23 protein-coding genes are annotated in these 22,727 nt (G+C 69.0%); 7 read left to right on the top strand and 16 right to left on the bottom strand.

The genetic code is table 11. From position 1 onward, the window contains the following. Positions 1 to 141: 141 nt before the first annotated feature. From CHINAEXTREME_RS06995 to CHINAEXTREME_RS22165, 3 genes are all read right to left on the bottom strand, one after another. Positions 142 to 336, bottom strand: coding sequence for a cold-shock protein (locus CHINAEXTREME_RS06995; RefSeq protein ID WP_007140262.1), 195 nt, complete (start codon positions 334 to 336; stop codon positions 142 to 144). Positions 337 to 489: 153 nt separating this feature from the next. Next, entirely contained in the window at positions 490 to 2,970 is a 2,481-nt protein-coding gene (locus tag CHINAEXTREME_RS06990; RefSeq protein ID WP_007140263.1) for a methyl-accepting chemotaxis protein, read from the bottom strand. A 158-nt stretch (positions 2,971 to 3,128) separates the two neighbouring features. Then, positions 3,129 to 3,398 (bottom strand): DUF7573 domain-containing protein, encoded by a 270-nt coding sequence (locus tag CHINAEXTREME_RS22165; protein ID WP_029601505.1) that lies wholly within the window; start codon positions 3,396 to 3,398, stop codon positions 3,129 to 3,131. Between the two features lie 181 nt (positions 3,399 to 3,579). On the opposite strand from CHINAEXTREME_RS22165, the gene CHINAEXTREME_RS06980 reads away from it, so the two are divergent. Beyond that, positions 3,580 to 3,777 carry a hypothetical protein gene (locus CHINAEXTREME_RS06980; protein WP_007140265.1) on the top strand — a complete coding sequence of 66 codons (198 nt, stop codon included), beginning with the start codon at positions 3,580 to 3,582 and terminating at the stop codon, positions 3,775 to 3,777. Here the strand turns inward: CHINAEXTREME_RS06980 and CHINAEXTREME_RS06975 are convergent. From CHINAEXTREME_RS06975 to CHINAEXTREME_RS06955, 5 genes are all read right to left on the bottom strand, one after another. Then, positions 3,774 to 4,772 (bottom strand): 5,10-methylenetetrahydromethanopterin reductase, encoded by a 999-nt coding sequence (locus CHINAEXTREME_RS06975; RefSeq protein WP_007140266.1) that lies wholly within the window; start codon positions 4,770 to 4,772, stop codon positions 3,774 to 3,776. The two genes, CHINAEXTREME_RS06980 and CHINAEXTREME_RS06975, sit on opposite strands and share 4 nt — an antisense overlap. After that, positions 4,769 to 5,551, bottom strand: a complete 783-nt coding sequence (locus CHINAEXTREME_RS06970; protein WP_007140267.1) for a coenzyme F420-0:L-glutamate ligase — start codon at positions 5,549 to 5,551, stop codon at positions 4,769 to 4,771. Before CHINAEXTREME_RS06970 ends, CHINAEXTREME_RS06975 begins: the two co-directional genes overlap by 4 nt. A 73-nt stretch (positions 5,552 to 5,624) precedes the next feature. Continuing rightward, a complete protein-coding gene (locus tag CHINAEXTREME_RS06965) occupies positions 5,625 to 7,271 on the bottom strand; it encodes a hydantoinase B/oxoprolinase family protein (protein WP_007140268.1) in 1,647 nt (548 codons plus the stop codon). Then, complete coding sequence (locus CHINAEXTREME_RS06960) at positions 7,268 to 9,325, bottom strand: hydantoinase/oxoprolinase family protein (RefSeq protein WP_007140269.1); 2,058 nt, start codon at positions 9,323 to 9,325, stop codon at positions 7,268 to 7,270. Before CHINAEXTREME_RS06960 ends, CHINAEXTREME_RS06965 begins: the two co-directional genes overlap by 4 nt. A gap of 285 nt (positions 9,326 to 9,610) precedes the next feature. Beyond that, on the bottom strand, positions 9,611 to 10,114 hold the full coding sequence (locus CHINAEXTREME_RS06955; protein WP_007140270.1) for a metallophosphoesterase family protein: 504 nt from the start codon (positions 10,112 to 10,114) through the stop codon (positions 9,611 to 9,613). 61 nt (positions 10,115 to 10,175) lie between these two features. Here CHINAEXTREME_RS06955 and CHINAEXTREME_RS06950 point away from each other — a divergent pair, with 61 nt between their 5' ends. From CHINAEXTREME_RS06950 to CHINAEXTREME_RS06940, 3 genes are all read left to right on the top strand, one after another. After that, the gene (locus tag CHINAEXTREME_RS06950) at positions 10,176 to 11,618 is read left to right on the top strand and encodes an NUDIX domain-containing protein (protein WP_007140271.1); all 1,443 of its coding nucleotides are present in this window, start codon (positions 10,176 to 10,178) and stop codon (positions 11,616 to 11,618) included. Positions 11,619 to 11,767: 149 nt separating this feature from the next. Next, entirely contained in the window at positions 11,768 to 12,697 is a 930-nt protein-coding gene (ddh, locus tag CHINAEXTREME_RS06945) for a D-2-hydroxyacid dehydrogenase (RefSeq protein ID WP_007140272.1), read from the top strand. A gap of 10 nt (positions 12,698 to 12,707) precedes the next feature. Beyond that, complete coding sequence (locus CHINAEXTREME_RS06940) at positions 12,708 to 13,223, top strand: GNAT family N-acetyltransferase (RefSeq protein WP_007140273.1); 516 nt, start codon at positions 12,708 to 12,710, stop codon at positions 13,221 to 13,223. 288 nt (positions 13,224 to 13,511) lie between these two features. Here CHINAEXTREME_RS06940 and engB read toward each other — a convergent pair whose 3' ends face one another. After that, a complete protein-coding gene (engB, locus tag CHINAEXTREME_RS06935; protein WP_007140274.1) occupies positions 13,512 to 14,129 on the bottom strand; it encodes a GTP-binding protein EngB in 618 nt (205 codons plus the stop codon). Between the two features lie 37 nt (positions 14,130 to 14,166). Further along, the gene (locus CHINAEXTREME_RS06930) at positions 14,167 to 15,987 is read right to left on the bottom strand and encodes a sensor histidine kinase (protein WP_007140275.1); all 1,821 of its coding nucleotides are present in this window, start codon (positions 15,985 to 15,987) and stop codon (positions 14,167 to 14,169) included. Positions 15,988 to 16,120: 133 nt separating this feature from the next. Between CHINAEXTREME_RS06930 and CHINAEXTREME_RS06925 the strand changes: the two genes are divergently transcribed. After that, positions 16,121 to 17,413, top strand: coding sequence for a TIGR00341 family protein (locus CHINAEXTREME_RS06925; protein WP_049918393.1), 1,293 nt, complete (start codon positions 16,121 to 16,123; stop codon positions 17,411 to 17,413). Between the two features lie 11 nt (positions 17,414 to 17,424). On the opposite strand, the gene CHINAEXTREME_RS06920 is transcribed toward CHINAEXTREME_RS06925, so the two are convergent. Together CHINAEXTREME_RS06920 and CHINAEXTREME_RS06915 are read right to left on the bottom strand one after the other, a co-directional pair. After that, positions 17,425 to 17,865: a hypothetical protein gene (locus tag CHINAEXTREME_RS06920; RefSeq protein ID WP_007140277.1), complete on the bottom strand. Its 441-nt coding sequence runs from the start codon at positions 17,863 to 17,865 to the stop codon at positions 17,425 to 17,427. Between the two features lie 19 nt (positions 17,866 to 17,884). Beyond that, a complete protein-coding gene (locus CHINAEXTREME_RS06915; RefSeq protein ID WP_007140278.1) occupies positions 17,885 to 18,922 on the bottom strand; it encodes an NOG1 family protein in 1,038 nt (345 codons plus the stop codon). An 82-nt stretch (positions 18,923 to 19,004) separates the two neighbouring features. Between CHINAEXTREME_RS06915 and CHINAEXTREME_RS06910 the strand changes: the two genes are divergently transcribed. Both CHINAEXTREME_RS06910 and CHINAEXTREME_RS06905 read left to right on the top strand, forming a co-directional pair. Next, the gene (locus CHINAEXTREME_RS06910) at positions 19,005 to 19,421 is read left to right on the top strand and encodes a DUF5518 domain-containing protein (protein ID WP_007140279.1); all 417 of its coding nucleotides are present in this window, start codon (positions 19,005 to 19,007) and stop codon (positions 19,419 to 19,421) included. An 82-nt stretch (positions 19,422 to 19,503) separates the two neighbouring features. Further along, positions 19,504 to 20,376: an arylamine N-acetyltransferase family protein gene (locus tag CHINAEXTREME_RS06905; RefSeq protein WP_007140280.1), complete on the top strand. Its 873-nt coding sequence runs from the start codon at positions 19,504 to 19,506 to the stop codon at positions 20,374 to 20,376. A 78-nt stretch (positions 20,377 to 20,454) separates the two neighbouring features. Here CHINAEXTREME_RS06905 and CHINAEXTREME_RS06900 read toward each other — a convergent pair whose 3' ends face one another. The 4 genes from CHINAEXTREME_RS06900 to pdxT all read right to left on the bottom strand — a co-directional run bounded on the left by CHINAEXTREME_RS06900 (position 20,455) and on the right by pdxT (position 22,532). After that, the gene (locus tag CHINAEXTREME_RS06900) at positions 20,455 to 20,802 is read right to left on the bottom strand and encodes a four-helix bundle copper-binding protein (RefSeq protein ID WP_007140281.1); all 348 of its coding nucleotides are present in this window, start codon (positions 20,800 to 20,802) and stop codon (positions 20,455 to 20,457) included. A 141-nt stretch (positions 20,803 to 20,943) separates the two neighbouring features. After that, positions 20,944 to 21,228: a phosphoribosyl-ATP diphosphatase gene (gene hisE, locus CHINAEXTREME_RS06895; RefSeq protein ID WP_007140282.1), complete on the bottom strand. Its 285-nt coding sequence runs from the start codon at positions 21,226 to 21,228 to the stop codon at positions 20,944 to 20,946. Further along, positions 21,229 to 21,696 carry a bifunctional nuclease family protein gene (locus tag CHINAEXTREME_RS06890; protein ID WP_007140283.1) on the bottom strand — a complete coding sequence of 156 codons (468 nt, stop codon included), beginning with the start codon at positions 21,694 to 21,696 and terminating at the stop codon, positions 21,229 to 21,231. A 137-nt stretch (positions 21,697 to 21,833) separates the two neighbouring features. Next, the gene (pdxT, locus tag CHINAEXTREME_RS06885; RefSeq protein WP_007140284.1) at positions 21,834 to 22,532 is read right to left on the bottom strand and encodes a pyridoxal 5'-phosphate synthase glutaminase subunit PdxT; all 699 of its coding nucleotides are present in this window, start codon (positions 22,530 to 22,532) and stop codon (positions 21,834 to 21,836) included. Positions 22,533 to 22,727: the final 195 nt, after the last annotated feature.

Genomic DNA, 22,727 nt, shown 5'->3' with positions numbered 1-22,727 from the left:
TCGAGAGCGAGACGTCGCCGAACGTTCGGGATCGCGGGAGCGACGGAACGGGTGCGGTCGCCCGCGAGGGCTGGACCGGGAACGCCGAAGCCGTCGCTATCCGGTTAGCAATCGGAAAACGATACCCCTTGCTGGAACAGCTTACAGTCGTTCGAGGTTCGTCGCGCGCGGGCCCTTATCGGCCTGCTCGATGTCGAACTCGACTTCCTGACCTTCCTCGAGGTCCGGACCGCCAACGTCCTCCATGTGGAAGAAAACGTCCTCGTCCGCGTCCTCAGTCTCGATGAAACCGTAGCCGCCAGTATCGTTGAAGAATGCGACCGTACCTTGCGCCATTGCAGGCGTACAAAGCCACGACTGGGATATAAATGTTCGGGCGATACTCGCCGGCCCACGTTCGTCGAGCGGTCGTTTTCGTGCCCTGGACACGGGTGAGACGACATTTTTCGGTCTCGAGTTCGACACTGCTCGAGCGGCCGAAACGGACGGCTATTCGGACTCGAGCGCGGGCGGCTGGCGTCCATCGTCGTCGTCCTCGAGCGCAGCGTCCGCCTCCTCGAGGCCCGCCGCGTCCGTCGTGAATTCCGCAAGCAGTTCCTCGAGGCGGTCCGCACGCCGGTGTAGCGCCGTCACGCTCTCGGAGACACTCGCGGTTGCCTCGGTCTGTTCCGTCGCGCTCTCTAAGATCGCCTCGGCCTCGCTCGCGGTCGTGTCGCTCAGGTCCGTCACCTCGTCGGCCATCGAGACGAGTTCGGCCGCGGAGTCGGCGATGGCGTCCGTCGCCTCGTCGATGTCCTGGACGCCGTCGTCGGCCCGGCGCACGTCGGTTTCGATCTCCCGGAAGGCTGCGACCGAGCGGTCGATCGTCTCCGAGCCGTCGGCCACGCGCTCACGCATCGCCTCCATCTCCCCGACGGTGGCATCGGTCCGGCGCTGGACCGTCCCGATCAGCTCTTCGATCTCGCCGGCGGCCGTCTTCGTCTCGGCAGCGAGCCCCTTGACCTCCTCGGCGACGGTCGCGAAACCGCTGCCGTCGGCGTTTCCGCTCCCGTCCCCGGCGTGGGCCGCCTCGATCGACGCGTTCAACGCGAGGATGCTCGTCTGGTCCGCGATCTCCGTGACGGTCCCGACGATCTCGTCGATCCGGTCGACGGCCTCCTCGAGGTCGCGGATCTCCTCGAGGGCGGCCTCGGAGCGGGCCTCGATGGCCGCCATCTCGTCGACGACGTCCTCGGCCGCGTCCATCCCGTCCTCGGCGCGTCGGGCGGCCTGCCGGGAGGTTTCGGCGACCGAGTTCGCCGTCGAGGCGATCTCCTCGACCGTCGCCGACGTCTCCTGGATCTCCGTCGACATCGCGGCCATACGGTCGTTCTGGCGCTCGGCGACAGTCGCGATCTCGCGGATCGAGTCGGTCACCTCGTCGCCCGTTTCCTCGAGGGCGACGCACTCGCCCCGTACGTCGTCGCCGGTCTCGGCGACCTCGCCCGCGAACGTTGCGATGGTCGCGACCGTCCGCTCGAGGTCGGCCACCATCGCGTTGAACGTCGTCGCGATCTCGGCCATCGGCTCGCTCTCGGGATCGGGCTCGAGCCGTCTGGTCAGGTCCCCGTCCGCGCAGGCACCCATTACCTCGCAGTAGTCGGCGGCCGTCCGCTCGAGGCGTTCGGTCCGCTCCTGGGCCTCGCGGCGGGCCTCCCGGGCCCGCTTCGTGGCCGTCTCGGCCTCCTCGCGTGCCTCGTCGGCCCGGTCGCGCGCCTCCTCGGCGCGCTCTCGCGCCCGTTCGGACTCCTCGAGTTGCGCGACCAGCGAGTCGCGCATGTCGTCGATCGCCCGGTAGAGGTCGCCGATCTCGTCGGTGCGCCCGGTCTCGAGGTCGACGTCGTACTCCCCGTCGCGGATGGCGGTCGCCCGGCTCGAGAGGGCCCGAATCGAGGTGGCCGTGGTCCGGCCGACCGCAACGCCGAAGACGCCGATCAGGGCGACTCCGACGGCGGTGAGCAGGTAGCCGAACCGGTTGACCGTATGGACGAACCCGAAGGCGTCGGCCTCGCTCGTATGGACGAGGACGGCCCACCCCTCGTCGGTCGTGTGGTAGCCGACGACGTACCCGTCCGGGACGAATTCGTAAGGCGGCTCGGCGAGTGCCCCGCTCGGTCGCTCCTCGACCGTCGTCGCGCCGGGGCCGTCCGACCGGGCGAGCTCCAAGAACCGCTCGTGGTCCGCGTACTCGCGGCCGAAACTGGCATTCGCCTCGTCCTCTCCGTAGCCCAGTTGCCTGTCGTCGGCGACGATCCGTCCCTCGTCGTCGAGGATCGTGACGACGGTATCGCCGCCAGTGTAGTCAACCAGCCGCTCCGAGAGCGCGAAGGTGTAGACCAGCGCCCGGTCCGCCCCGTCCTCGCCGCCGACGCCGACGTAGTAGGAGACGACCGGATGCTCCTCGGCCGAGAGCCCCAGCGCGTCCGGCATCGCGTACGGCTCCGTCCGCCGTACCTCGTGTTCCGAGAGGTCGTCCGCGAGCGCGTCCGCGTTCGGGAACTCGAGGTCCGACAGCGTCTCGGCGTCGTAGTCCGCGCCCGCCAGGATCTCGCCCGTCTCGGCGTCGACGTAGAGCGCGTGCATCCGCTCGTCCGGGAGGTCGTAGTAGACGTCCCCCAGGTACTCCCCGATTTCCTCCTCCGAACCGGACTCGACGACCGGCGCGCCGGCCGAGGCGACGACGAAGTTCTCGTTTCGCTCGTTCCAGTCGTCGAACGACGACGCCTCCCGGACCGCGGCATCGCGCTGTTCCTCGAGTGCGCTCTCCGCGACGCTGTCGGTGATTGCCCCCGTCGCGACGAACCCGATGCCGCCGATCGACAGCCCGAGCACGAGCAAGACGATGCCGAATTTCAGCGCGTACCGTTGTCTGACTGCCGACGGCACCAGCCGGCGGAGCGCCGCGAGCAGGGATCCTGACGGTCCACCCATCTATGTGTTATGAAATAATACATCATATTTATGTAGATTGTGGCCACGAGCGAGACGACTCGAGCTTCGACGGTCGAACGGGGTAACACGCGGGCTCGAGAACGCAAAATTGGGGGGAGGCCGTCGAATCACGAAACGACCACTCGAGAAACCGGAGGCTACCACTCCTTGCAGTCCGGACAGACCAGCCGTCCGTCGTCGCGCCAGACGCGTACGGTCCCCTCCTCACACCGGTCGCACTCGTAGTCGCCCCACGCGTACGTCGAGAGCGCGGTCGCGTCGGGATCGCTGGACTCGGAGTCGGAGTCGGACTCGGAGGAATCTCGCGAGGGAGCCCCGGAACCGGACGCCGACTCGCCCGAGTCGGAATCGGACGTTCCCGCGTCGGCGAACTCGGAAAGCGTCGCGTCGTCGCTGGCGTCGGTCACGCGCGACCCTACGGACGGTTGCGGTTTAGTGCCACCGACTCCCACCGCCCGTCGGGACTCGCACTCGCACTCGTATTCGTACTCGCACTCGTACTCGAGCGGGTCCGGTCCCGACCGTCGAAAGACCGGATTATAGCGCCGGACCGGCATCGCCAAGTACCCCGGTTGACAACTCACACGCATGGAACCCACAGCGTTGAACGTTATCGTTGACAACTTCGTCGAAATGACCGAACAGTTCAGCGAAGTCGCTGCCGGGGACGGACTCGCGCCGCTTTTGGTGCTTGCCGGCACCCTGCTGATCGTCTTCGCCATCGGCGTCTTCGGCCTGCTGACGCTGGGCGCGGTCAGTAGCCTCTTTTCCTCGAGTTCGAGCTAGACGTCGACCCGGTCCAACGCCTCGCTCGCACGCTCGACCGCGTCCTCGAGGTCCGGGCCAAGCGGCGAACCGACGACGATGCCATCGACGTGTTCCAGCGCCGCCTCGAAGCGGTCGGCGACGGTCTCCGTCGTCCCGGCGATGCAGAACGCGTCGATCATCGCTGGCGTGACGCGGCCGAACGCCGCCGTGAGATCGCCCCGCTCGAGCGCATCGGCGACCGCCGTCGCCGCCTCGCGATCGATGTCGTGGCGTTCCAGCACCGGCTCCGCCGCGCCGCCGACGATGAACGCGACCGGCGGCCGCGCGGCCCCCCGTGCAGCGTCCTCCTCGGCGGCGACGCTGACACTCGCGAACGCCAGCGCCTCGAACTCGCCGCGTTCGTCGGGTCGTTCTTCGAGCCCCTGTGCGATCTGCCCCGCCGACCACTCGAGATCCCGCGGATGGGCGGCGTTTATCAACGTGCCGTCGGCGTGTTTCGCGCTCATCCGGAGCATGTGCGGTCCCTGTGCGCCGACGTAGACCGGGACCTCGGTCGGCTCGAGGTTGAGCGAGGCGTCCTCGGCGGCGAAGGTACCGTCGTGGGTGACCGTCTCGCCGGCCCAGAGGTCGCGGGCGACGTCGAACGTCTCGAGGACGCGCCGTAGCGGTCGGTCGCGCTCGACGCCGAGGTTCGCGAGCGAGGAGCGGTCGCCCGCACCGACGCCGAAGACCGCACGGCCGTCGCTGACCTCGTCGACGGTCGCGACCTGCGCGGCGAGTTTTACGGGGTGGGTCTCGTAGGGGTTGACGACGCCCGGGCCCAGTCGGATGTTCTCGGTCGCGTCCGCCATCCGCGAGAGGGTGACGAACGGGTCGCGGTTGAAGTAGTGGCTGCTGGCGAAGGCGACGTCGAACCCCTCGCCCTCCGCGAGGGCGGCCAGCGAGGCGATCCGGTCCGGCGGGTGCTCGGGCGTGAGTTCGATGCCCCGGATCGGTCCCGTGCGGTCGCTCATGGCTCGAACCTCCATTCCCGGAGTGCCTGGCGGATCAGGTCGTCCTCGACGGAGCGGAACAGTTCGTCGCTGCCCTCGAGGTCGCCGAACTCCCAGTCGCGGACGACGACTGCCGGGTTCCCGTCGGCTCCCTCGCCGGTCACGAGGTTCGCGGCCGCGGCGAGTTCGTCGACCACGGACTGGACGGTGACGCCGAGTTCGCGCCCGTCGCGGTCGCGTTCGCCGCGCCAGTCGCGGCTCGCGGGCATCCCCGCCCAGCCGAGCGCGACGCCGCGCTGGCCGTGGCGGAACGGCCGCCCGCTCGTGTCGGTGACGATCACCGCGACGTCGTCGTAGCCGCGGTCCTCGAATCCCCGCCGAATCCGCTCGGCGCTCTCGGTCGGCCGTTTCGGCAACAGGAGCAGGTCGTGGTCCGGCACGTTCGAGCGGTCGATCCCCGCGTTGACGGTGATGTGGCCAAAGCGCGTCTCGGTCAGCAGGAACGGGGCCTCGATGAGCAGTTCCGTGCTCTCCTCGAGGACGGCCTGTGCGAACCGGGGGTCTTTCTCCTCGCCCGCGACCTCCTCGATCCGGGCGGCGATCTCCTCGGCACGGCCGCTGACGGCGTAGTCCTCGAGGTTCGCCGTCCGCCCCTCGGCCTTCGAGACGACCGTGCTCGCGACCGTGAGGACGGCCCCCTCGAGCCCGAGCCCAAGGTCGTCGGCCCGACCGGCGATCAGTGCGGCGAGGTCGTCGCCGGGACGGATCTCGGGCAGGTCCGTCACTGGCGTCAGTTCCATACCGGAGGGAAGGCCAGCGGCGTCAAAAACGCACCGTCACCGGAGAATGGCGTCGCCGTCGGTGTCGGAGACGTTACGAGTCGCCGCCGGTCCGTTTCCCGGCGCGCCGGTCGGCCTCGAGCGCGTCCGGATCGCGCTCCCCGGGATCGCCGTGGCCGCCGCCGCCGGGCGTCCGTACGGTGACCGTCGTGCCCGCTTCGACGTCGACGGTCGTTTTCGCCGACACAGGGTCGCCGTCGAGCAGATTCTCGCCGGTCGCGCCGTCCTCGCCGCCGGCGACGCCCGTCGGCGCGTGGCGGCGCCGTTCGGTCAGCAGCGAGACCGTCGCGTCCGTCTCGACGGTGACGACGCGCTCGAGTCCGAGCCCGCCGCGGTATCGGCCTTCGCCGCCGCTGTCGGGCCGCAGGGCGTAGCGCTCGACCCGTAGCGGGTACTCGGTCTCGAGGGACTCGACGGGCGTGTTCAGCGTGTTGGTCATCCCGACCTGGACGCCGTCCATGCCGTCCCGATCCGGCCGAGCGCCGAAGCCGCCGCCGATCGTCTCGTAGTAGGTGAACGAGCCGTCCCGCGCGCCGATCGTGAGGTTGTTCATCGTTCCCTGTCCCTGTGCGGGGACCCGATCGGGTGCAGCACGGGCCAGCGCCGCGAAGACGACGTCGGTCACCCGCTGGCTGGTCTCGACGTTGCCGCCGACGACCGCCGCGGGCGGGTCGGGATTGAGCAGCGTTCCCTCGGGCGCGCGGACGGTCACGGGCTCGTAGCAGCCGTGGTTCGGCGGGATCTCGGGATCGGTCACACAGCGCACGACGAAGAAGACCGCGCTCTTTGCGACGGCGAGCGGGGCGTTGAGGTTGCCCGCGAGCTGGCCGTCGGTGCCCGAGAAATCGACGTCGATCTCCGCGCCGTCGATCGTCACCGTCGCGGCGATCTCGACGTCGTCGTCCGTGACGCCGTCCCCCTCGAGGACGTCGATCGCCTCGTAGCTGCCGTCGGGCAGCGCGGCGATCTCGTCGACGATCCGCTCGCGGGAGTAGTCGATCACGGCGTCGAACCCCTCGAGCACCGTTTCGCGGCCGTGTTCGGCGAACAGCGACTCGAGGCGGTCCGCAGCGCGTTCGTTGGCCGCGAGCTGTGCTCGCAGATCCGCGCGTCGTTCGCGGGGGTTGCGGACGTTCGCGAGCACGAGCGAGTGGACGTCCTCGCGGAGGTCGCCGCCCTCGACGAGTCGCGTCGGCGGGAGCCGCAGCCCCTCCTGGTAGATTTCCTGTGCACCGGCAGGCATGCTGCCGGGAGTCATCCCGCCGACGTCGGCGTGGTGGGCCCGCGAGACGGCGTAGCCGACGATCTCGTTCGCGCTCTCGTCGCCGGCCGCGCTCCCGTCGACGGCGGCCGGCGCCAGCGCCGAAACCATCGTCACGTCGGGCAGGTGCGTCCCGCCGGTAAAGGGATCGTTGAGCACGAATACGTCGCCCGGTTGGGGGTCGAGGTCGCGGACGGCATCGACGGCCGCCGGCATGGCCCCCAGGTGGACCGGGATGTGTTCGGCCTGTGCGATCATCCGCCCGTCGGCGTCGAACAGCGCCGTCGAGCAGTCCCGCCGTTCCTTGATGTTCGGCGAGTACGCCCCACGGATCAGCGTCTGGCCCATCTCCTCGGCGACGCTCTCGAGTTGGTTGCGAAGCACTTCTAGCGTTACCGGATCGATCGTGGTGTCCGTCATCGGTCTTCCCCCTCTCGAGTCATCACGAGAGTGCCGTCGTGTTCGATCTCGCCCGCCCACGCCGGCGGGACGACGGTCGTACTCTCGGCCTGCTCGAGGATCGCCGGCCCGGAGATCGTTACGCCGGGCGCGAGCCGATCGCGGTCGTAGACGGTGGTCTCCCGCGGCCCAGTGCCGGGGAAGTACGCCTCACGCGTGTCGACGAGCGCGTCGCCCTCACCGTCGTGGCGGACGGTCGGCTCCGCCCCGGGGACGGTCGCCGTCGCACGCAGGTTGACGACCTCGATCGCCTCGTCCATCGCGTAGCCGTAGGCCCGCTCGTGGGACGAGTGGAAGCGTTCGGCGACGGCGTCGGCGTCGAAGGTGTCGTCGACGGGAACGGTCAGTTCGAAGCTCTGGCCCGCGTACCGACAGTCCGCGGCGCGTTCGACCTGCGCCGCGTCCGGGTCGGACGCGTCCCCGAGCACGTCGCCGACGAGGTCGTCGTAGACGTCCTCGAGTGCTGCCGGTTCGGCCTCCTCGAGACCGACGCCGACCGTTCGCACCGCATCGTAGCCCTCGTCGGCCGCCAGCAGCCCGAACGCCGACAGCACCCCCGACGGCCGCGGGACGACGACCCGGTCGACCTCGAGGGCGTCGGCGAGCGCCGCGGCGTGCATCGGCCCCGCGCCGCCGAACGCAACCAGCGCGAACTCGCGGGGGTCGTGGCCCCGCTCGACCGTCACCGAGCGGATCGTCCGGGTCATCGTCGCGTTCGCCACCCGGAAGACGCCCTGTGCCGCCTCGAGCGGCCCCTCGAGGTCGGCCTCGTCGGCGAGCCTGGCGAGCGCCTCCCGGGCGGCGTCGACGTCGAGGGTCATCTCGCCGCCCAGCGCAGTCTCCGGACCGATGTATCCCAGCACGACGTTCGCGTCGGTGACGGTCGGCTCCGCCCCGCCCTTGCCGTAACAGGCGGGGCCGGGCGCTGCGCCCGCCGACCGGGGGCCGACCCGGAGCGCGCCACCCGAATCGACCCAGGCGATCGAGCCGCCGCCCGCGCCGACGGTGTTGACGTCGACCATCGGCGTTCGGATCGGCAGCCCCGCGATCTCCGCGTCCGTCGTCCGCTCGGCCCGACCGTCCCGGACGAGGCTGACGTCGCTCGAGGTGCCGCCCATATCGAAGGTGACGAGACCCGAGACGTCGTCGGCCGAGACGGTCGCGGCCGCGCCGACCACGCCCGCCGCCGGCCCGGAGAGCACCGTCGTCACGGCGTGCTCGCGGACGGTCTCGGGGTCGGCGATGCCGCCGTTGGCCTGCATGATTCGCGGGGCCGGAATGCCGGCGTCCTCGGCCTCATCGACCAGTCGGCCGACGTAGCGGTCGATCGCCGGCCGCACGTAGGCGTCGACGGCCGTCGTCGACGTCCGCTCGAACTCGCGAAACTCCGCGAGCACCTCGTGAGAGGCCGAGACCGGGACGTCGTCCCCGAGTTCCGCTCGCAGCGTCTCCGCGACCCGGCGTTCGTTCTCGGCGTCGGCGTAGGCGTGCAACAGACAGACGGCGACCGCCTCGACGTCGCGCTCTTCGATCGTCGCCGCGAGGTCGCGGACCGCCTCGAGGTCGACTCCCTGCTCGATCCCGTCGACGGTCGTCCGCTCGTCGATCTCGAAGCGCAGTTCGCGGGGGACCAGCGGCTCCGGTTTCTCGGCCTCGAGGTCGTACAGCGCCGGTCTGTCCTGTCGGCCGATCTCGAGGACGTCGCGGAACCCCTCCGTCGTCACGAGCGCGGTCCGCGCGCCGCCGCGCTCGAGCAGCGCGTTGACCGAGACGGTCATCGCGTGGGCGAAGTCCTCGATCTCCCCGGGCTCGATCCCCGCACGGTCGCAGGCCTTGCGGAGCCCCTCGAGGACGCCGACGTGTTGCTCGTCGGTAGTCGGCACCTTCGCGGTGGCCAGTCGGCCGTCCACCGAGAGCGCGACGTCGGTGAAGGTACCGCCGACGTCGACGCCGACGCGGGGGCCGCTCGCGGAGTCGGTACGGGTGCGGTCGTCCGTCTTCCTCGAGTCCGTCATCGGATCGTCCCTCCGGGGCGGACGCGCCCGCGTTCGGGGTTCGCGGGTCGGCGTCCGGGCGAGTGTCGTCGTACGGTACGCATTTACACGCATTCGACGCGCCGGATGGGAAAAAGGCTGTCAAGATGGAACGGAACTGGACGACCTCGCTTTGGCCCCCGCCCGTCTCCACGGACAGCGTCCGGAGGGTACCGCCGAGTCATCCTCGAGCGACACCGCAACGCGTCGGGTCATGTGCCGGAGGACGAGCGGGGGACCCGTATAGCTCACGACCCGGGCGAGGGACTATCCGGTCAGCAGTTCCACCTCGAGGTCGCCGCCCTCGACCGTCGCGACGTACATCGTCTCGCGGTCGGCCGGCGCGGCCCCCGTCGCGCTCCCGGGGTTGAGCACCCGGATCCCGTCGACAGTCGTATCGACGACCCGGTGAGTGTGTCCCGCGACGACCACCGGGTCGACCTCGGGATCCGTCTTCGAGCGCGCCGTTTCGACGATGCGATCGCGCCAGCCGTCCGGCGAACCGGTGCCGTGGGTGACGACGAACGTGACGCCCTCGACGACCCGGGTTGCGGCCGCCGGAGCCTCGAGCGTCGCGGGATCCATGTTCCCGCGGGCGCAGGTCAGATCGCCGTCGGCCAGTTCCTCGATCCGGTCGTAGGCGCGTCTCGAGTCGAAATCGCCCGCGTGAATCGCGTGGTCGGCCCGCCGAAGCTCCGCCGCGACCCAGTCGGGCACTTCGTTCGCGCGGGACGGGACGTGCGTGTCGCTACAGATGGCGACGCGTCGCATAGACAGCGGTACGCGAGCCAGTCCCGAAAGCGATTCCCTCCGCCGGGTCGTTCACCCGGATATGACTGACACGAGCGAGTCGGGCGAGGGGACAGAGGCGGACACGGACGCGGACGCGGACGCGGACAAAGCGGACGCCGGAACCGCGACCCACGTCGTCACCGCCTTCCTCCGGCACCGCGGACGGCTCCTCCTGTTGCGCCGCAGCGACGCCGTCGGCACCTACACCGGCGCGTGGGGCGGCGTCTCCGGGTTCGCGGAGGGCAACCCCGACGAACAGGTTCGAGTCGAGATCCGCGAGGAGACCGGCCTCGAGGACGACGACGTCTCGTTCGTCCGCTCCGGGCGACCGGTGGAGTTCGTCGACGAGGACCTCGAGCGCGAGTGGGTCGTCCATCCGTACCTGTTCGACGTCGGGAGCGACGACCCGGAGATCGACCTCAGCGAGGAACACGACGAGTACACCTGGCACCCACCGACTGCGGCCCTCGAGGGCGTCGGCGAGGCCCTCGAGACGGTGCCGGAGCTATGGACCGCCTACGAGCGGGTCGCCCCCACGGTGCGGTCGGTCGCGGCCGACGACGAGCACGGTGCGGCCGCGCTCTCGATCCGCGCGCTCGAGGTGCTGCGGGACCGTGCGGGGCTGCTCGTCGCCGAGCGCGAGGCGTTCGGTACGGACCCGGAGGGTGAACGCGAGGAACTGGCGGGGCTCGCCGACCGGTTGCTCGAGGCTCGCCCCTCGATGGCGGTCCTCCGGAACCGGGTGAACCGCGCGCTCGCGGCGGCAAGCGGCGAACGCGACGAGGTCGAGACGGACGACGCTGGCGCGCCCGCCGTCCTCGAGGCCGCACTCGAGGGGATCGACCGCGCGCTCGCGGCCGACGACGAGGCCGCGGCGACCGCGAGCGAACTCGTCGTGGGGACCGTCCTGACGCTCTCGCGGTCCGGCACCGTCCGCGAGGCGCTGCGCCGGTCCGCTCCCGACCGCGTGTTCGTCGCCGAATCCCGACCAGCGCGGGAGGGGATCGACGTCGCGGAGGAACTGGCAGCCGACGACGCCCTCGAGTGTCCCGTGGCAGTCCACACGGACGCGGCCGCGGCTCACGTCCTCGCGAGTGAGGACGTGGATCGGGTCCTCGTCGGGGCCGATACCGTCCGCCCCGACGGCGCGGTCGTGAACAAGACCGGCACGCGAGCGGTCGCCATCGCCGCGGCCCGCGAGGGGGTCCCGGTCACCGTCGTCGCCGCGACGGACAAGGTCTCGACCCGCGAGGAAGTCAACCTCGAGTCCGGGCCGCGGGACGCCGTGTACGACGGCGACGCCTCGATCGACGTGCTGAACCCGACGTTCGACGTCACGCCGGCCGACTGCGTCGACGCGGTGGCAACCGAACGCGGCGGTCTCGAGCCCGACGCGATCGCGGACGTGGCCGCGGAGTTGCGCGAACTCGAGGCACAGTCGACGGGGGCGGAAACGACAGACGGAAACCCCTCCACGGAGTAGTGACCGGCGGCGGCCGTGACGAGAGGTTACCCCCTCCGAGCCCCTTGTGACGAGGGTTTTTCCCCGAGCCGCCGTTTGCACTGTGTCGCGAACGAGGCGTACTCCTGTTCGGACAAAGTTTGAACCCCGAGTCGGTCGTATCCCGAGCCATGCACCTCGAGTGCGATCGAATCGGCGTCCACGAATCCGTCGACGACGTGTTTCCACCCGAAAAGCTGGTCGACTACCTCGACGATCTGCCCGTCGCCGTCGAGGTCGTCGGGGACGCCGACGTCGAGGCCTGCGACGCCGTCGTCACCCTCGAGCACCGCGACGCCTTCCTCGAGGTCGACTGGATCCACTCGATCCAGGCCGGCGTCGACCGGTTCCCGTTCGACGCCCTCGAGGACGCGGGGATCGTTCTCACCAACAGCACGGGGATCCACGACCGAACGGTCGGGGAGACGGTCGCGAGCTACCTGCTCGCGTTCTCGCGTCGCCTCCACGACCACGTCGCGAACCAGGGGGAGCGGCGGTGGGACCAGCCCGCCTGGAACGAGGCGTTCACGCTTCCGGGAACGACCGCCTGCGTGCTCGGCACGGGAACCCTCGGGCGGGGCGTCGCCGACGTGTTGGGCTCGCTCGGCGTGCGCACGGTCGGCGTCCGCCGGTCGGCCGACCCCGTCTCCGGCTTCGAGGAGGTCTACGCGAACGACGACCTGCTCGAGGCGGTCGCGGATGCCGACTTCGTGATCGTCACGCTGCCGCTGACCGAGGCGACCCGGCACCTCGTCGACCACGAGGTCTTCGAGACGATGGACGAAGACGCCTACTTCGTCAACGTCGGCCGCGGCCCCGTCGTCGACGAGGCGGCGCTGATCGACGCCCTCGAGTCGGGGGCCATCGCGGGCGCTGCCCTGGACGTGTTCGAGACCGAGCCGTTGCCCGCGGAGTCGCCGCTGTGGGGGATAGACGAGGTGATCGTTTCGCCACACTGCGCGGCGTTCACCGAGGACTACTTCCGGGACGTCGGCGACCTCGTCCGGGAAAACGTCGATCGGCTCGCCGAGGGCGATCCGTTCCACAACCGCGTCGTATGAGAGACGGCGAATGACCGCGACCGACCCGTTCGACGTCCGCGACGCGACCGACGACGACGCGCCCGCCATCGCGGCCGTCCACGCCACGGCGGCCCACGAACTCGGGGGTAGCGCCTACGACGAGCGCCAGGTGCAGGCGTGGATCTCGAACGTCCACCCCGAGCGGTACCCGATCGGCGATCCCGGGTTCCGCGTCGTCGTCGCCGAACGCGGCGACGAGGTGGTCGGGTTCGGGCTCCTCGATCTCGCGCCGAACGGCCGCGACGACGGCGTCGGCGAGATCAGCGCCGTCTACGTCCACCCCGACCACGCCCGGGAGGGCGTCGGCGGCGCGATAATGGACGCGCTCGAGGGGACGGCCCGGGACGCCGGCCTCGAGGCGCTCGTCCTCACCGCGTCGCGAAACGCGATTGGGTTCTACGAACGGCAGGGGTACGAGGGCGTCGAGACGGTCTCCCTCGAGATGAACCAGGGGGTCCCCCTCGAGTGTCTGCGGATGCGGAAACGGCTCGAGCACGGCGAGTAGTGCCGTCGGTCGGGGAGGGGAAGGCAGGAACCGATCACACCACAGCGACCGCGAGCGACCGAACGCGGCGCATAGCGCCGCGGAGCGACGAACGGCCGGAGGCCGTGAGTCGGGGAGCGTGGGCCGACGACCGATGTGGAGTCGCGCTGCGACCCGAAGCGGAGTGAGGAGGCTTTTGATCGAAACTGAGCGGGATTTTCGATCCCGCTCTTTTGCAGATTTTGCCGAGAGACATCGCGCTCGCGCCGCAAGCGCGAGCGTGATAGATCGCAGAGCAAACTTTCGGTTCTAGAAGAACTTGAACAGGTCGTCCCGCTGCTGTTCGTGGAGGTGTTCCCGGACGGCCTCGTTCAGCGGCTCGATCCGCCCCTTCTTCGCGGTGATCGGCGCGACGATCTCCTGCCACTGCTTCCACGGCGGGTAGAGGCCGAGCCGATCGCAGAGTTCGTTCAGCCGCTCGTCCTTGTCGTCGACCTTGTCCATCTTGTTGACCGCGACGACCGTCGGGATGCCCAGATCCCGCAGGAAGTGAAACATCTCCACGTCGTAGGGGACCTCGTCGGGGCCGGAGTGGCGGTCGATGATGTCGATGACGCTCTTGCCGTCGACGACCAGGATCGCAACGAGGATGTTCTCGGCGTACTCCTCCAGATAGTGGACGATGTTCGTCTTGATCTGCTCGCGGCGCTCTTCGTGGACGCCGCTCATGAAGCCGAAGCCGGGGAGGTCGGTGATGACGAAGTCCTCCGGCGCCCAGTCGTAGTGGTTGGGTTCGCGGGTAACCCCGGGGTTGCCGCCGGTGTCGAAGTCGTGGCCGGTCAACTCGCGCATGAGCGTGGACTTGCCCACGTTCGAGCGACCGACGAGGGCGACTTCGGCCTCGCGGTCGGGGCGCGTATCGAACATACGACACCGTAGCGCGGTCGTGACTTTATACTCTCGGTCAGCGGTTCGGCGCTGGAAGACGGCTCGAGTCGACTCCCCTCGTCCCCCCGTCGGTCGGAACGCGAACCGAAACCGTCGTCCCCTCGTCGGTGGAGTCGAACTCGATGGTCCCGCCGATCCGATCGACCCCCCACGTAACGATCCACAGGCCGAGCCCGCTCCCGTGCTCGAGGGGGTCCTCCCCGTCCAGATCGATCGCCTCGAGTTCCGCGGGCGGGATCCCGGGACCGTCGTCTTCGATCTCGATCGTGTAGGCCTCGCCGGGCCGTGCTCCGTCCGTGGCCGCTGTCCCGGTCCCTGTCTCGGTCTCGGTCCCGGTCTCAGTATCGGTCTCGGTCTTGGTCTCGATTCCCGTCCCTCGACCACGGATCCGTCCCGTCGGCGGCTCCGTCTCGGTGTGCTGGACGGCGTTGGCGACGAGGTTCACGAGGACGATCCGCAGGATCACCGGATCGGTCGAAACGGTCGCATCGGCCGCCTCGAGGTCGATCCGCGCCCCCGGCTGCTCCTCCCGTGCGGCGTCCGCGACCGACTCGAGGAAGGGGGCGACGTCGACCGACTCGAACGACGGGTCCCGGTCGCGCAGGACGTCGAACTCGCGGGCACGCTCGCCGATGTCGACCAGCGCCTGGCCGCTTTTCCGGACGTCGTCGACCCACCGCTCGAGTTCCGGGTCGTCGACCGACGACCCGAGGACGTCCGCAGCACCCATGATGACCGTCATCTCGTTTCGGAGGTTGTGCCGGAGGATCCGGTTGAGCACGCTCAGTTGCTGTTCCTGCTCCAGTCGCTCGGTGATATCCTGGAGGACGATCGTCTCACCGACGACGGTTCCCGCGGGATCCGTAAGGGGCGAAACCGAGATCGAAAACCGGCGGGTTCGATCGGCCCCTGTCGTTCGTGCCGTCCGGACCTGCCGGTCCGACGGGGCGTCGTCGAGCGGGATGGCAAAGTGATCCGTCAGTTCGGTGCCGACGACGCTCGAGGCGGCGGCGTCGATCAGTTCCGCCGCCGCATCGTTGAACGCGACCAGGCGGTCGTTGGGATCGAGGATCAGGACGGGGTTCGGCAGGTCGTCGATCGCGGCCCGCTCCGCGGCCCGCCGGGTCGTCGGGTTCGACTCGAACATATCGGTTCCGACGAACGCGTAGCCGTCGAGGGCCGCGTGAACCAACAGCGAGGCCGGAGCGAGGTTCAGCGCCGGCCAGTACCCGATGCCGCCCAGCCAGGCGAGCAACGTCACCGACGGCGGGACGGTGCTGAGTGCGACCGCGATCGCTTCCCGCCGGTAGAGCGGACCGTAGGCCAGGATCGTCTCGACCAGCAGCAGGACCCCGACGCCCGCGGCGACGAGACTGACGAACATCGCCGCGTACCCCCACGGCTGGATCCCGTAGGTCACCGTCGAGAGCCCGAAGACCGGTTCGATCCGGAACCCCTGCCACAGCAGGTCGTGGTACGGATGCGTGAACGCGAGGGCCGTCGTCCCGACGGGGAAGACGAACAGCAGACGAAACCCCTGCCGGTCGAGGACGCCGCTTCGACCGGTGTACTCGAGGGCGAAGGCGAGAAAGAACGGCCCCATCCAGGTCATTCCGAGCCAGGCAACGGCCTCGGCGTAGCTCCGCGGGACGGGATCGAAGACGAGGAGACCGATCCCGTACCCGAAACACGCCAGCGACTGAAACGCGAGCGTGTACATGAACCAGGTAGCGCCGGCGCTGCCGCGGTGGCGGTCGAGATACGCGACTAACGACGCGGAGGCGATCCCGGCAGCGAACGATCCGAGGACGATCGCAGTACCAGCGTACCCGAACAAATCCTAGCGGAGCCACGAACAACGGTCCGATAACCCTTGTGGCCCACCCGCCGCTTGCGATCGACGCTGCCTCGAGCCGATGCCGAGACGCAAGCGCCCTGAATTATGATCCCCGAGTGTCTCACCCATCGACGTGCGTCTCGTACAGTTGACGGTGCCGACGGGGAAGCGGGAGACGGTCCTCGGGACCCTCGACGATCGCGGGATCGACTACGTGGTGACCGACGAGGACAGCAAACGGGAGTACACGGCGGTCGTCTACTTCCCGTTGCCGTCCGCCGCGGTCGAACCCGTCCTCGACGAACTGGAAAGCGTGGGGATCGACGAGGACGCGTACACGGTCGTCGTCGACGCGGAGACCGTCGTCTCCCGGCAATTCAGCGCGCTCCGCGAGGAGTACGAGGATGGCGACGTCGAGTCGGACCGCATCTCCCGTCAGGAGCTACAGGCCGAAGCCGACGAGCTGACGCCGACGTTCGGCGTCTACACGATCATGACGATCATCAGTGCCGTCGTCGCGACCGCCGGTCTCCTGCTCGACTCGCCGGCGGTCGTCGTCGGCTCGATGGTGATCGCGCCGCTGATCGGGCCCGCGCTCGGCGCGAGCGTCGGCTCCGTGATCGACGACGAGGAGCTGTTCACCGAGAGCGTGCTCTACCAGATCGCCGGCGTGGCGCTCGCGATCGCGGCCGCGGCCGCGTTCGCGTGGCTGGTCAAGACGACGAACATCGTTCCGCCGGGACTCGACATCACCGAAGTCGGCGAGATATCCGAGCGGCTGGCGCCGGACCTCCTCTCGCTCGCCATCGCGCTCGGGGCCGGCATCGCGGGGATCATCAGCATCGCGACCGGGACCTCCGTCGCCCTGGTCGGGGTCATGATCGCCGCCGCGTTGATCCCGCCCGCCGCTGCCGCCGGGATCGCCATCGCGTGGGGCCAGCCCTCCGCAGCGATCGGCTCGACGGTGCTCGTCTCGGTCAACGTCCTGTCTGTGAACCTCGCCGGCCTCGTGACGCTGTGGTACGTCGGCTATCGACCCGAGGACCTCTTTTCCCTCGGCGAGACCGAACAGCGGGTCCGCCGCCGGGTCGTCGGACTCGCGGCGATCGTGTTCGTGTTCGCGCTCTTTCTCGGTGCGATCACCTACGCCTCCTACGTCAGCACGACGTTCGAGGAGAACGCCCGCGAGGAGGTCGAACTCGTCCTCTCGGAGGAGGAGTTCGAACAGTACCAGGTCCTCGAGTTCGAGGTCCTGATGGACGACGACTATCCGTTCCGCAGCCCGGACCGCGTGGTCGTCACGATCGGCGGGCCGCCATCGGAGTCGCCGCCAGCGCTGGCGGAGACGTTGCGCGACCGGATCGACCGCCACACCGACGAACCGGTCGACGTGGAAGTCAGGTACGTGAACGTGATCGAGGGCTAGGAGCCGCTCGGTCACCGTCGACGCCGAACGCGCTCGAGCAGGCTCGGCCCGTCGGCGGTCGCCGCTCCCGTTTCGGAATCGCGTTCGATGCCGTCGGCGGTGCCCTCGACGGAAGGGGCGGCTTCGTCGGGGTTGTGCTCGGGTTCGTGCCTGTCACCCTGACCGTGGCCGTCGGCGTTCCCGGTCCCGGTCCCGGTCCCGGTCCCGGTCCCGGTTCCGTTTTCGTCCCCCGAGTTCCGTCCGATCCGGCGGCGAATCCACGTCCGCGGCCCGCCGATCCTGTTGACGAAGTACGTCGGGAGATACAGTGCGATAGCTCCCAGGAGGAGAAATCCCGTTCCAGAAAGGTACTGGCCCGAATACAGGTGCGAGAGCCCGATGACGAACATCGGCCCGGCCATCGAGAGGCCGGCCGCGGTCTGGAGCATCCAGAGGATTCCGGGTCCTTTCATTCGTTGACGACGCTCGGACTCACTCTTCGAAGGGTAGTTCCGGCTCGTAGTCGACGGCTTCGATGGCCGCCTCGAGGACGCCCTCGACGTTCTCACCGGTTTCGATGCTCATCGTGTGGTCGGCGTCCATCTCCTCGAGGTCAGCGTTCCAGACCTCCTCGCGGTCGCTCTTGTTCGCGACCGTCAGCACCGGCACCGACTCGAACTGGGCGGCGATCGAGTCCCGCAGCTCGAGCTGGGACTCGACGGGGTAGCCACACTCGCCGCTGGGGTCGAGCATCACGAGCATACAGTCCGCGAGGTGCTCGATCGCGCTGACGGCCTGGGATTCGATCTCGTTGCGGTCCTCCGGCGGGCGGTCGAGCAGTCCGGGCGTGTCGACGAGCTGATAGCGGATGTGGTCCTGCTCGACGTGGCCGACGCCGATCCCCTTCGTCGTGAAGGGGTAGGAAGCGGTCTCCCCGCGGGCGCTCGTAACGTCGTTGACGAACGACGACTTCCCGACGTTGGGGTAGCCCGCGACGACGATCGTCGGCTCCTCGGGATCGATATCGGGCAGATCCCGGAGGTCGTTGCGCGCCTCGTTGATCCGCAGGAGGTCGTCGTCGACCTGCTCGACGATGTCCGCGAGACGGGCGAAAGCCTGCTTGCGGTGTTTCCGGGCGGTGTCGACGTCCGTCTTCCGCAGGCGGGGCTGGTACTCCTCGTGGATCTCGCGGGCCTTTCGACTCGCCCACATCACCTCCGAGAGGCTCTGGCGAAGTTCGTCGACTCCGCCAGACGCTTGCGCGTCTGCCGTACCCTCCGAGCGTGGCTCGGAGACGTCTAAGATCGCGTCCGCGAGTTCGTAGTAGAACGGGTGGGCGTCGTACTCGAAGTCCGGCCACGCCGTGACGACGTTCTCGAGGTTGTCCGAGATGATGTTCGCCGCGGTCTGGAGCATCGACTGCTGGGCCTCGAGGCCGCCTTTGGCCTTGCCGGCCCGCGCCGCCCGCGAAAACGCCTTGTCGATCAACTCTTCCGACGTGGGCGTCGTCGGAAGGTCTTCGAAAATCATAGCGTGAACTAGAACGTGCGGTCTTAAAAGGTCGTTCGTTATCCGCCGAGCCCTTATCAGCGCGGCGCACGTACCGTCCGGCATGACTAACTGGCGAGCGGTACTCATCGGCTTCCTCGTCGGGGCCGTGCTCGGACTCGTCGGACTCACGCTTCCCGGGATCGGCCAACTGGTCGCCGGTCTGGTCGGCGGCTTCGTCGCCGGCTACATCGCCGGCGGCGGCTTCCTGCGTGGCCTCTGGCACGGATTGCTTGCGGGGGCGCTCGGCGGCATTGTCGGCGGATTGCTGATCGCGCTGTTCGTCGCCGTCGCCGGCTGGGCCGCCGGCCCCGTCGGCGGCATGGTCACCGGCATCGCCGGACTGGGCATTTTCGCCGCAGCAGTCCTGCTCGCGTTCGTGATGGCCCTCGAGAGCGCCGTCGCCGGCGCGCTCGGCGGCGTGCTCAACCCGCGTCCCGGTCCGGACCGGACCGGTCGCGGACGGGAACCGTACCGGTAGTCGCGAGCAGTCCTGTGACGCAGGATACAAAAATTGGTTCCCGGAAAAAGTGACTATCCCGGCCGTTCTCGACTAGCACGGAATGTCGCCGGATCTGCCACCGCGGACTCGAGTCGGAAGCGATCCCCCTGGGGAGGGTGACCCTCGGCCCGCCGTCGAGGCGTATCTCGACCGCATCGGGCTCGAACCGGACGCGGTCTCGAGGCCGGACCTCGAGTCGCTCGAACGACTCCAGCGTGCCCACGTGCGGTCGGTCCCCTTCGAGAACCTGGACATCGTCGGGGATCCGCGCGGTCGGTGGCCCGAACGGCCGATCGACCTCTCGGTCCCGGCCCTCTACGAGAAGATCGTCGCGTCGAACCGCGGCGGCTACTGTTTCGAGCTCAACGGACTGTTTCACTGGCTGCTCTCGGAAGTGGGATTCGAGGTCGACCGCGTCGCCGGACGGGTCGTCACCGACGGCGAGCCCTCGCCGCCCGCGAACCACCACGCGAACGTGGTCCATCTGGACCCGGACCGTCGCTACGTCGTCGACGTGGGGATGGGGACGCCGGCGATGCGCCGCCCGACCGCCTTCGACGGTACCGCCCGGACCGACGAGGCCGGCGTCGCGTGGCGTGTCGTCGACTGCCACCGGCCGGGCGAACCCTACCGGACGGAGTACCGCCCGCCGGGCGCGGACGAGTGGGCCACCCGGTACGTCTTCAGCGACGAACCGCGGGAACTGGACTACTTCGCGGCGACCAACGACTACCTCCAGCAGGCGCCGGAATCGCCGTTCACGGGCGATCCCGTCGTCTCGATCGCCACCGCCGACGGCCACCTGAAACTGACAGGCGACACCCTCCTCGAGACCGTCGGCGGCGAACAGCGCGAGCGGTCCGTTACCGAGGACGAGTGGGACGCGGTGCTGGTGCGGGGGTTCGATCTCCGGCCCGGCGGAGCGTCGGCCTGATCCGAACCGGAGCCGAGGGTGTGTATCAGGGCAGCGAATTCGCTCGTCGCCGTTCGAGCGGCGCGACCCGTCGCGCGATCAGGCCGACGCCATCTCCCGACAGCTCTCGGCACACGTCGGCAGGATTTCGGCACAGGCCTGACAGTGATCGTGGTCGTGCCGTTCGCACTCCTCGGCACACTCCTCACAGAGGTCAGCACAGAGTTCGCCCAGTTGTCCGTGATAGCCCGAGTTGCGGGCCATGAACCGCGCGTGCAGCGAAGCGATGTCGGCCACGTCCCGGCAGAGCCGGATACAGCGGGCCATCCCTTCGCCCTCGTCGGCACAGGCGTCGGCACACCACTCACAGACTTGCGCGGCCTCGAGACAGTTGTCGATACACTCCTGCATCTGGTCGTCCGCGTGTTCGAGTTCTTGGAGCGCCATCGACACGAACGACGTCGTTCAGGACAATGAATCCGTGACGGGCGGTTGCAAGTAGGGTCCCGGAATCGCTGTTCGATCGCGGGCCGTCCCGACCGGCGCGGCGAAACCACCGCCGGACTCGAGACGGCCCGCGAACACCGACTACCGGCGTGCCTCGAGTTCCGCCTCGAGGTCCTCGAGGTCCATGTCCTTCATCGAGAGCAGGACGAGCAGGTGGTAGACGATGTCGGCGGCCTCGGAGGCGATCTCCTCGTGGTCGTCGTCCTTGGCCGCGAGGACGAGTTCGGTCGACTCCTCGCCGAGTTTCTCCAGGACCGCGTTCTCGCCTTTCTCGTGGGTGAAAAGCGAGGCGGTGTAGGAGTCCTCGGGCAGCGTTTCCTTGCGATTCTCGATCACGGCAAACAGGTCTTCGAGCGTGTCCTCCATCTACATCTCACCGGAGACGTCGCGGATGTCTTGGAGTTCCTCGAACTTGCTCCTGTCGTCTCGACCGTTCTCGAAGACCTCCCCGGTCACCTCGATGTCGGCGTTCGTCCGGGCGGCAAGCGCCAGCGAATCGCTCGGTCGGGCGTCGACCACCGTCTCCCCGCGGGGCGTCTCGAGGTGGAGGTCGGCGATGTAGGTGCCGCCCTGCCCGTCGTCGCGTTCCTGGATCTCGCTGACGACGACGCGGTCGATCCGGCTCCCGAGTTCCTCCATCACGTCGAGCAACAGGTCGTGGGTCAGCGGGCGACCGATGTCGTCGGCCTCGAGGCCGCGAGCGATGCTGGTCGCCTCCTCGAACCCGATGAAAATGGGAACGACGTCCTCTTCGCCGTCGACAGCGAGAACCACCACCGGAACCGGACCCTGCGGTGTCCCCGCGACGCGGACCGCGTCGATGGTTGCCTGCATATCGCTACCGACGGGTGCAAGGGAGAAAAACGTGTTCGGTCGCGAATGCATGCACGAGGGCGACGGCCGGAGGCCGAACGGAGAACCGAGAAACTGGGACTGGCAGCCGGCGCGGTCCCGTGCGAACGGACCGCAACCTACCGAACGTCCGCCCCGGTCTCGGCCTCGAGCGCGCCCTCCTCCGGAACCGTCGCCGCCTCGTTCTCGAAGAACGCGAGCCCGTGGATTCGACTGTCGGGAGTCAGTTCCGGGTGGAACGCCGTGCCGACGACCGGACCCTGTTTGACCGCGACTGGGCGGTCCTCCCAGGTCGCGAGCACCGTCACGTCGCCGGTGACGTCGTCGATCGCCGGCGCACGGATGAACACCGCCGGGAACGGCCGCTCGTCCCCGTTCCCGTTCCCGTCTCCGTCTCCGTCTCCATCTCCGTCTCCGCCCTCGAGACCCGTCACCTCGAGCGGTGCCTCGAAGCTGTCCTTCTGTCGTCCGAAGGCGTTGCGTTCGACGCTGACGTCGAGCAGGCCGAGTTCGTCGACCCGGTCGTCGCGGGCATCGCTCGAGGCGACGATCAGCCCCGCACAGGTCGCGAGCACGGGTTTGCCCGCCTCGACGTGGTCCCGGATTTCGGAGGCGATCCCCTCCTCGCGGAGCAGCCGCGAGATGGTCGTCGACTCGCCGCCCGGCATGGCCAGCAAGTCACAGTCGGGGACGATACCGGATTCGCGGATCTCGTGGACGGTCACCTCCCGGCCCCGGGACCGCGCAGCGCGTTCGATGGCGGCGGCGTGCTCCTCGACGTCGCCCTGGACGGCGACGACGCCTGCCTCGAGTGTCATGCGGGCCGGTAGGGAGAGTGCGTTCAAAAATGGCGCGCATGCGACCGGCGGACTGTCGGCGGCCGGGGGCGATCGCGTTCGCGGTGTCCGACTCGAACACCTGCCTCCAGAATTCGTCGGTGACACGACGGACTATCTCGAGGGGTTCGAGAGGGCCTTCGACGGGAAAACGCACGGAGCAAACGACGGCCCGAC

It is taken from the genome of Halobiforma lacisalsi AJ5 (assembly GCF_000226975.2).
Taxonomy (GTDB): domain Archaea; phylum Halobacteriota; class Halobacteria; order Halobacteriales; family Natrialbaceae; genus Natronobacterium; species Natronobacterium lacisalsi.
The sequence above is the reverse complement of the archived record's forward strand: the minus strand, read 5'-3'. Positions and strand labels throughout refer to the sequence as shown.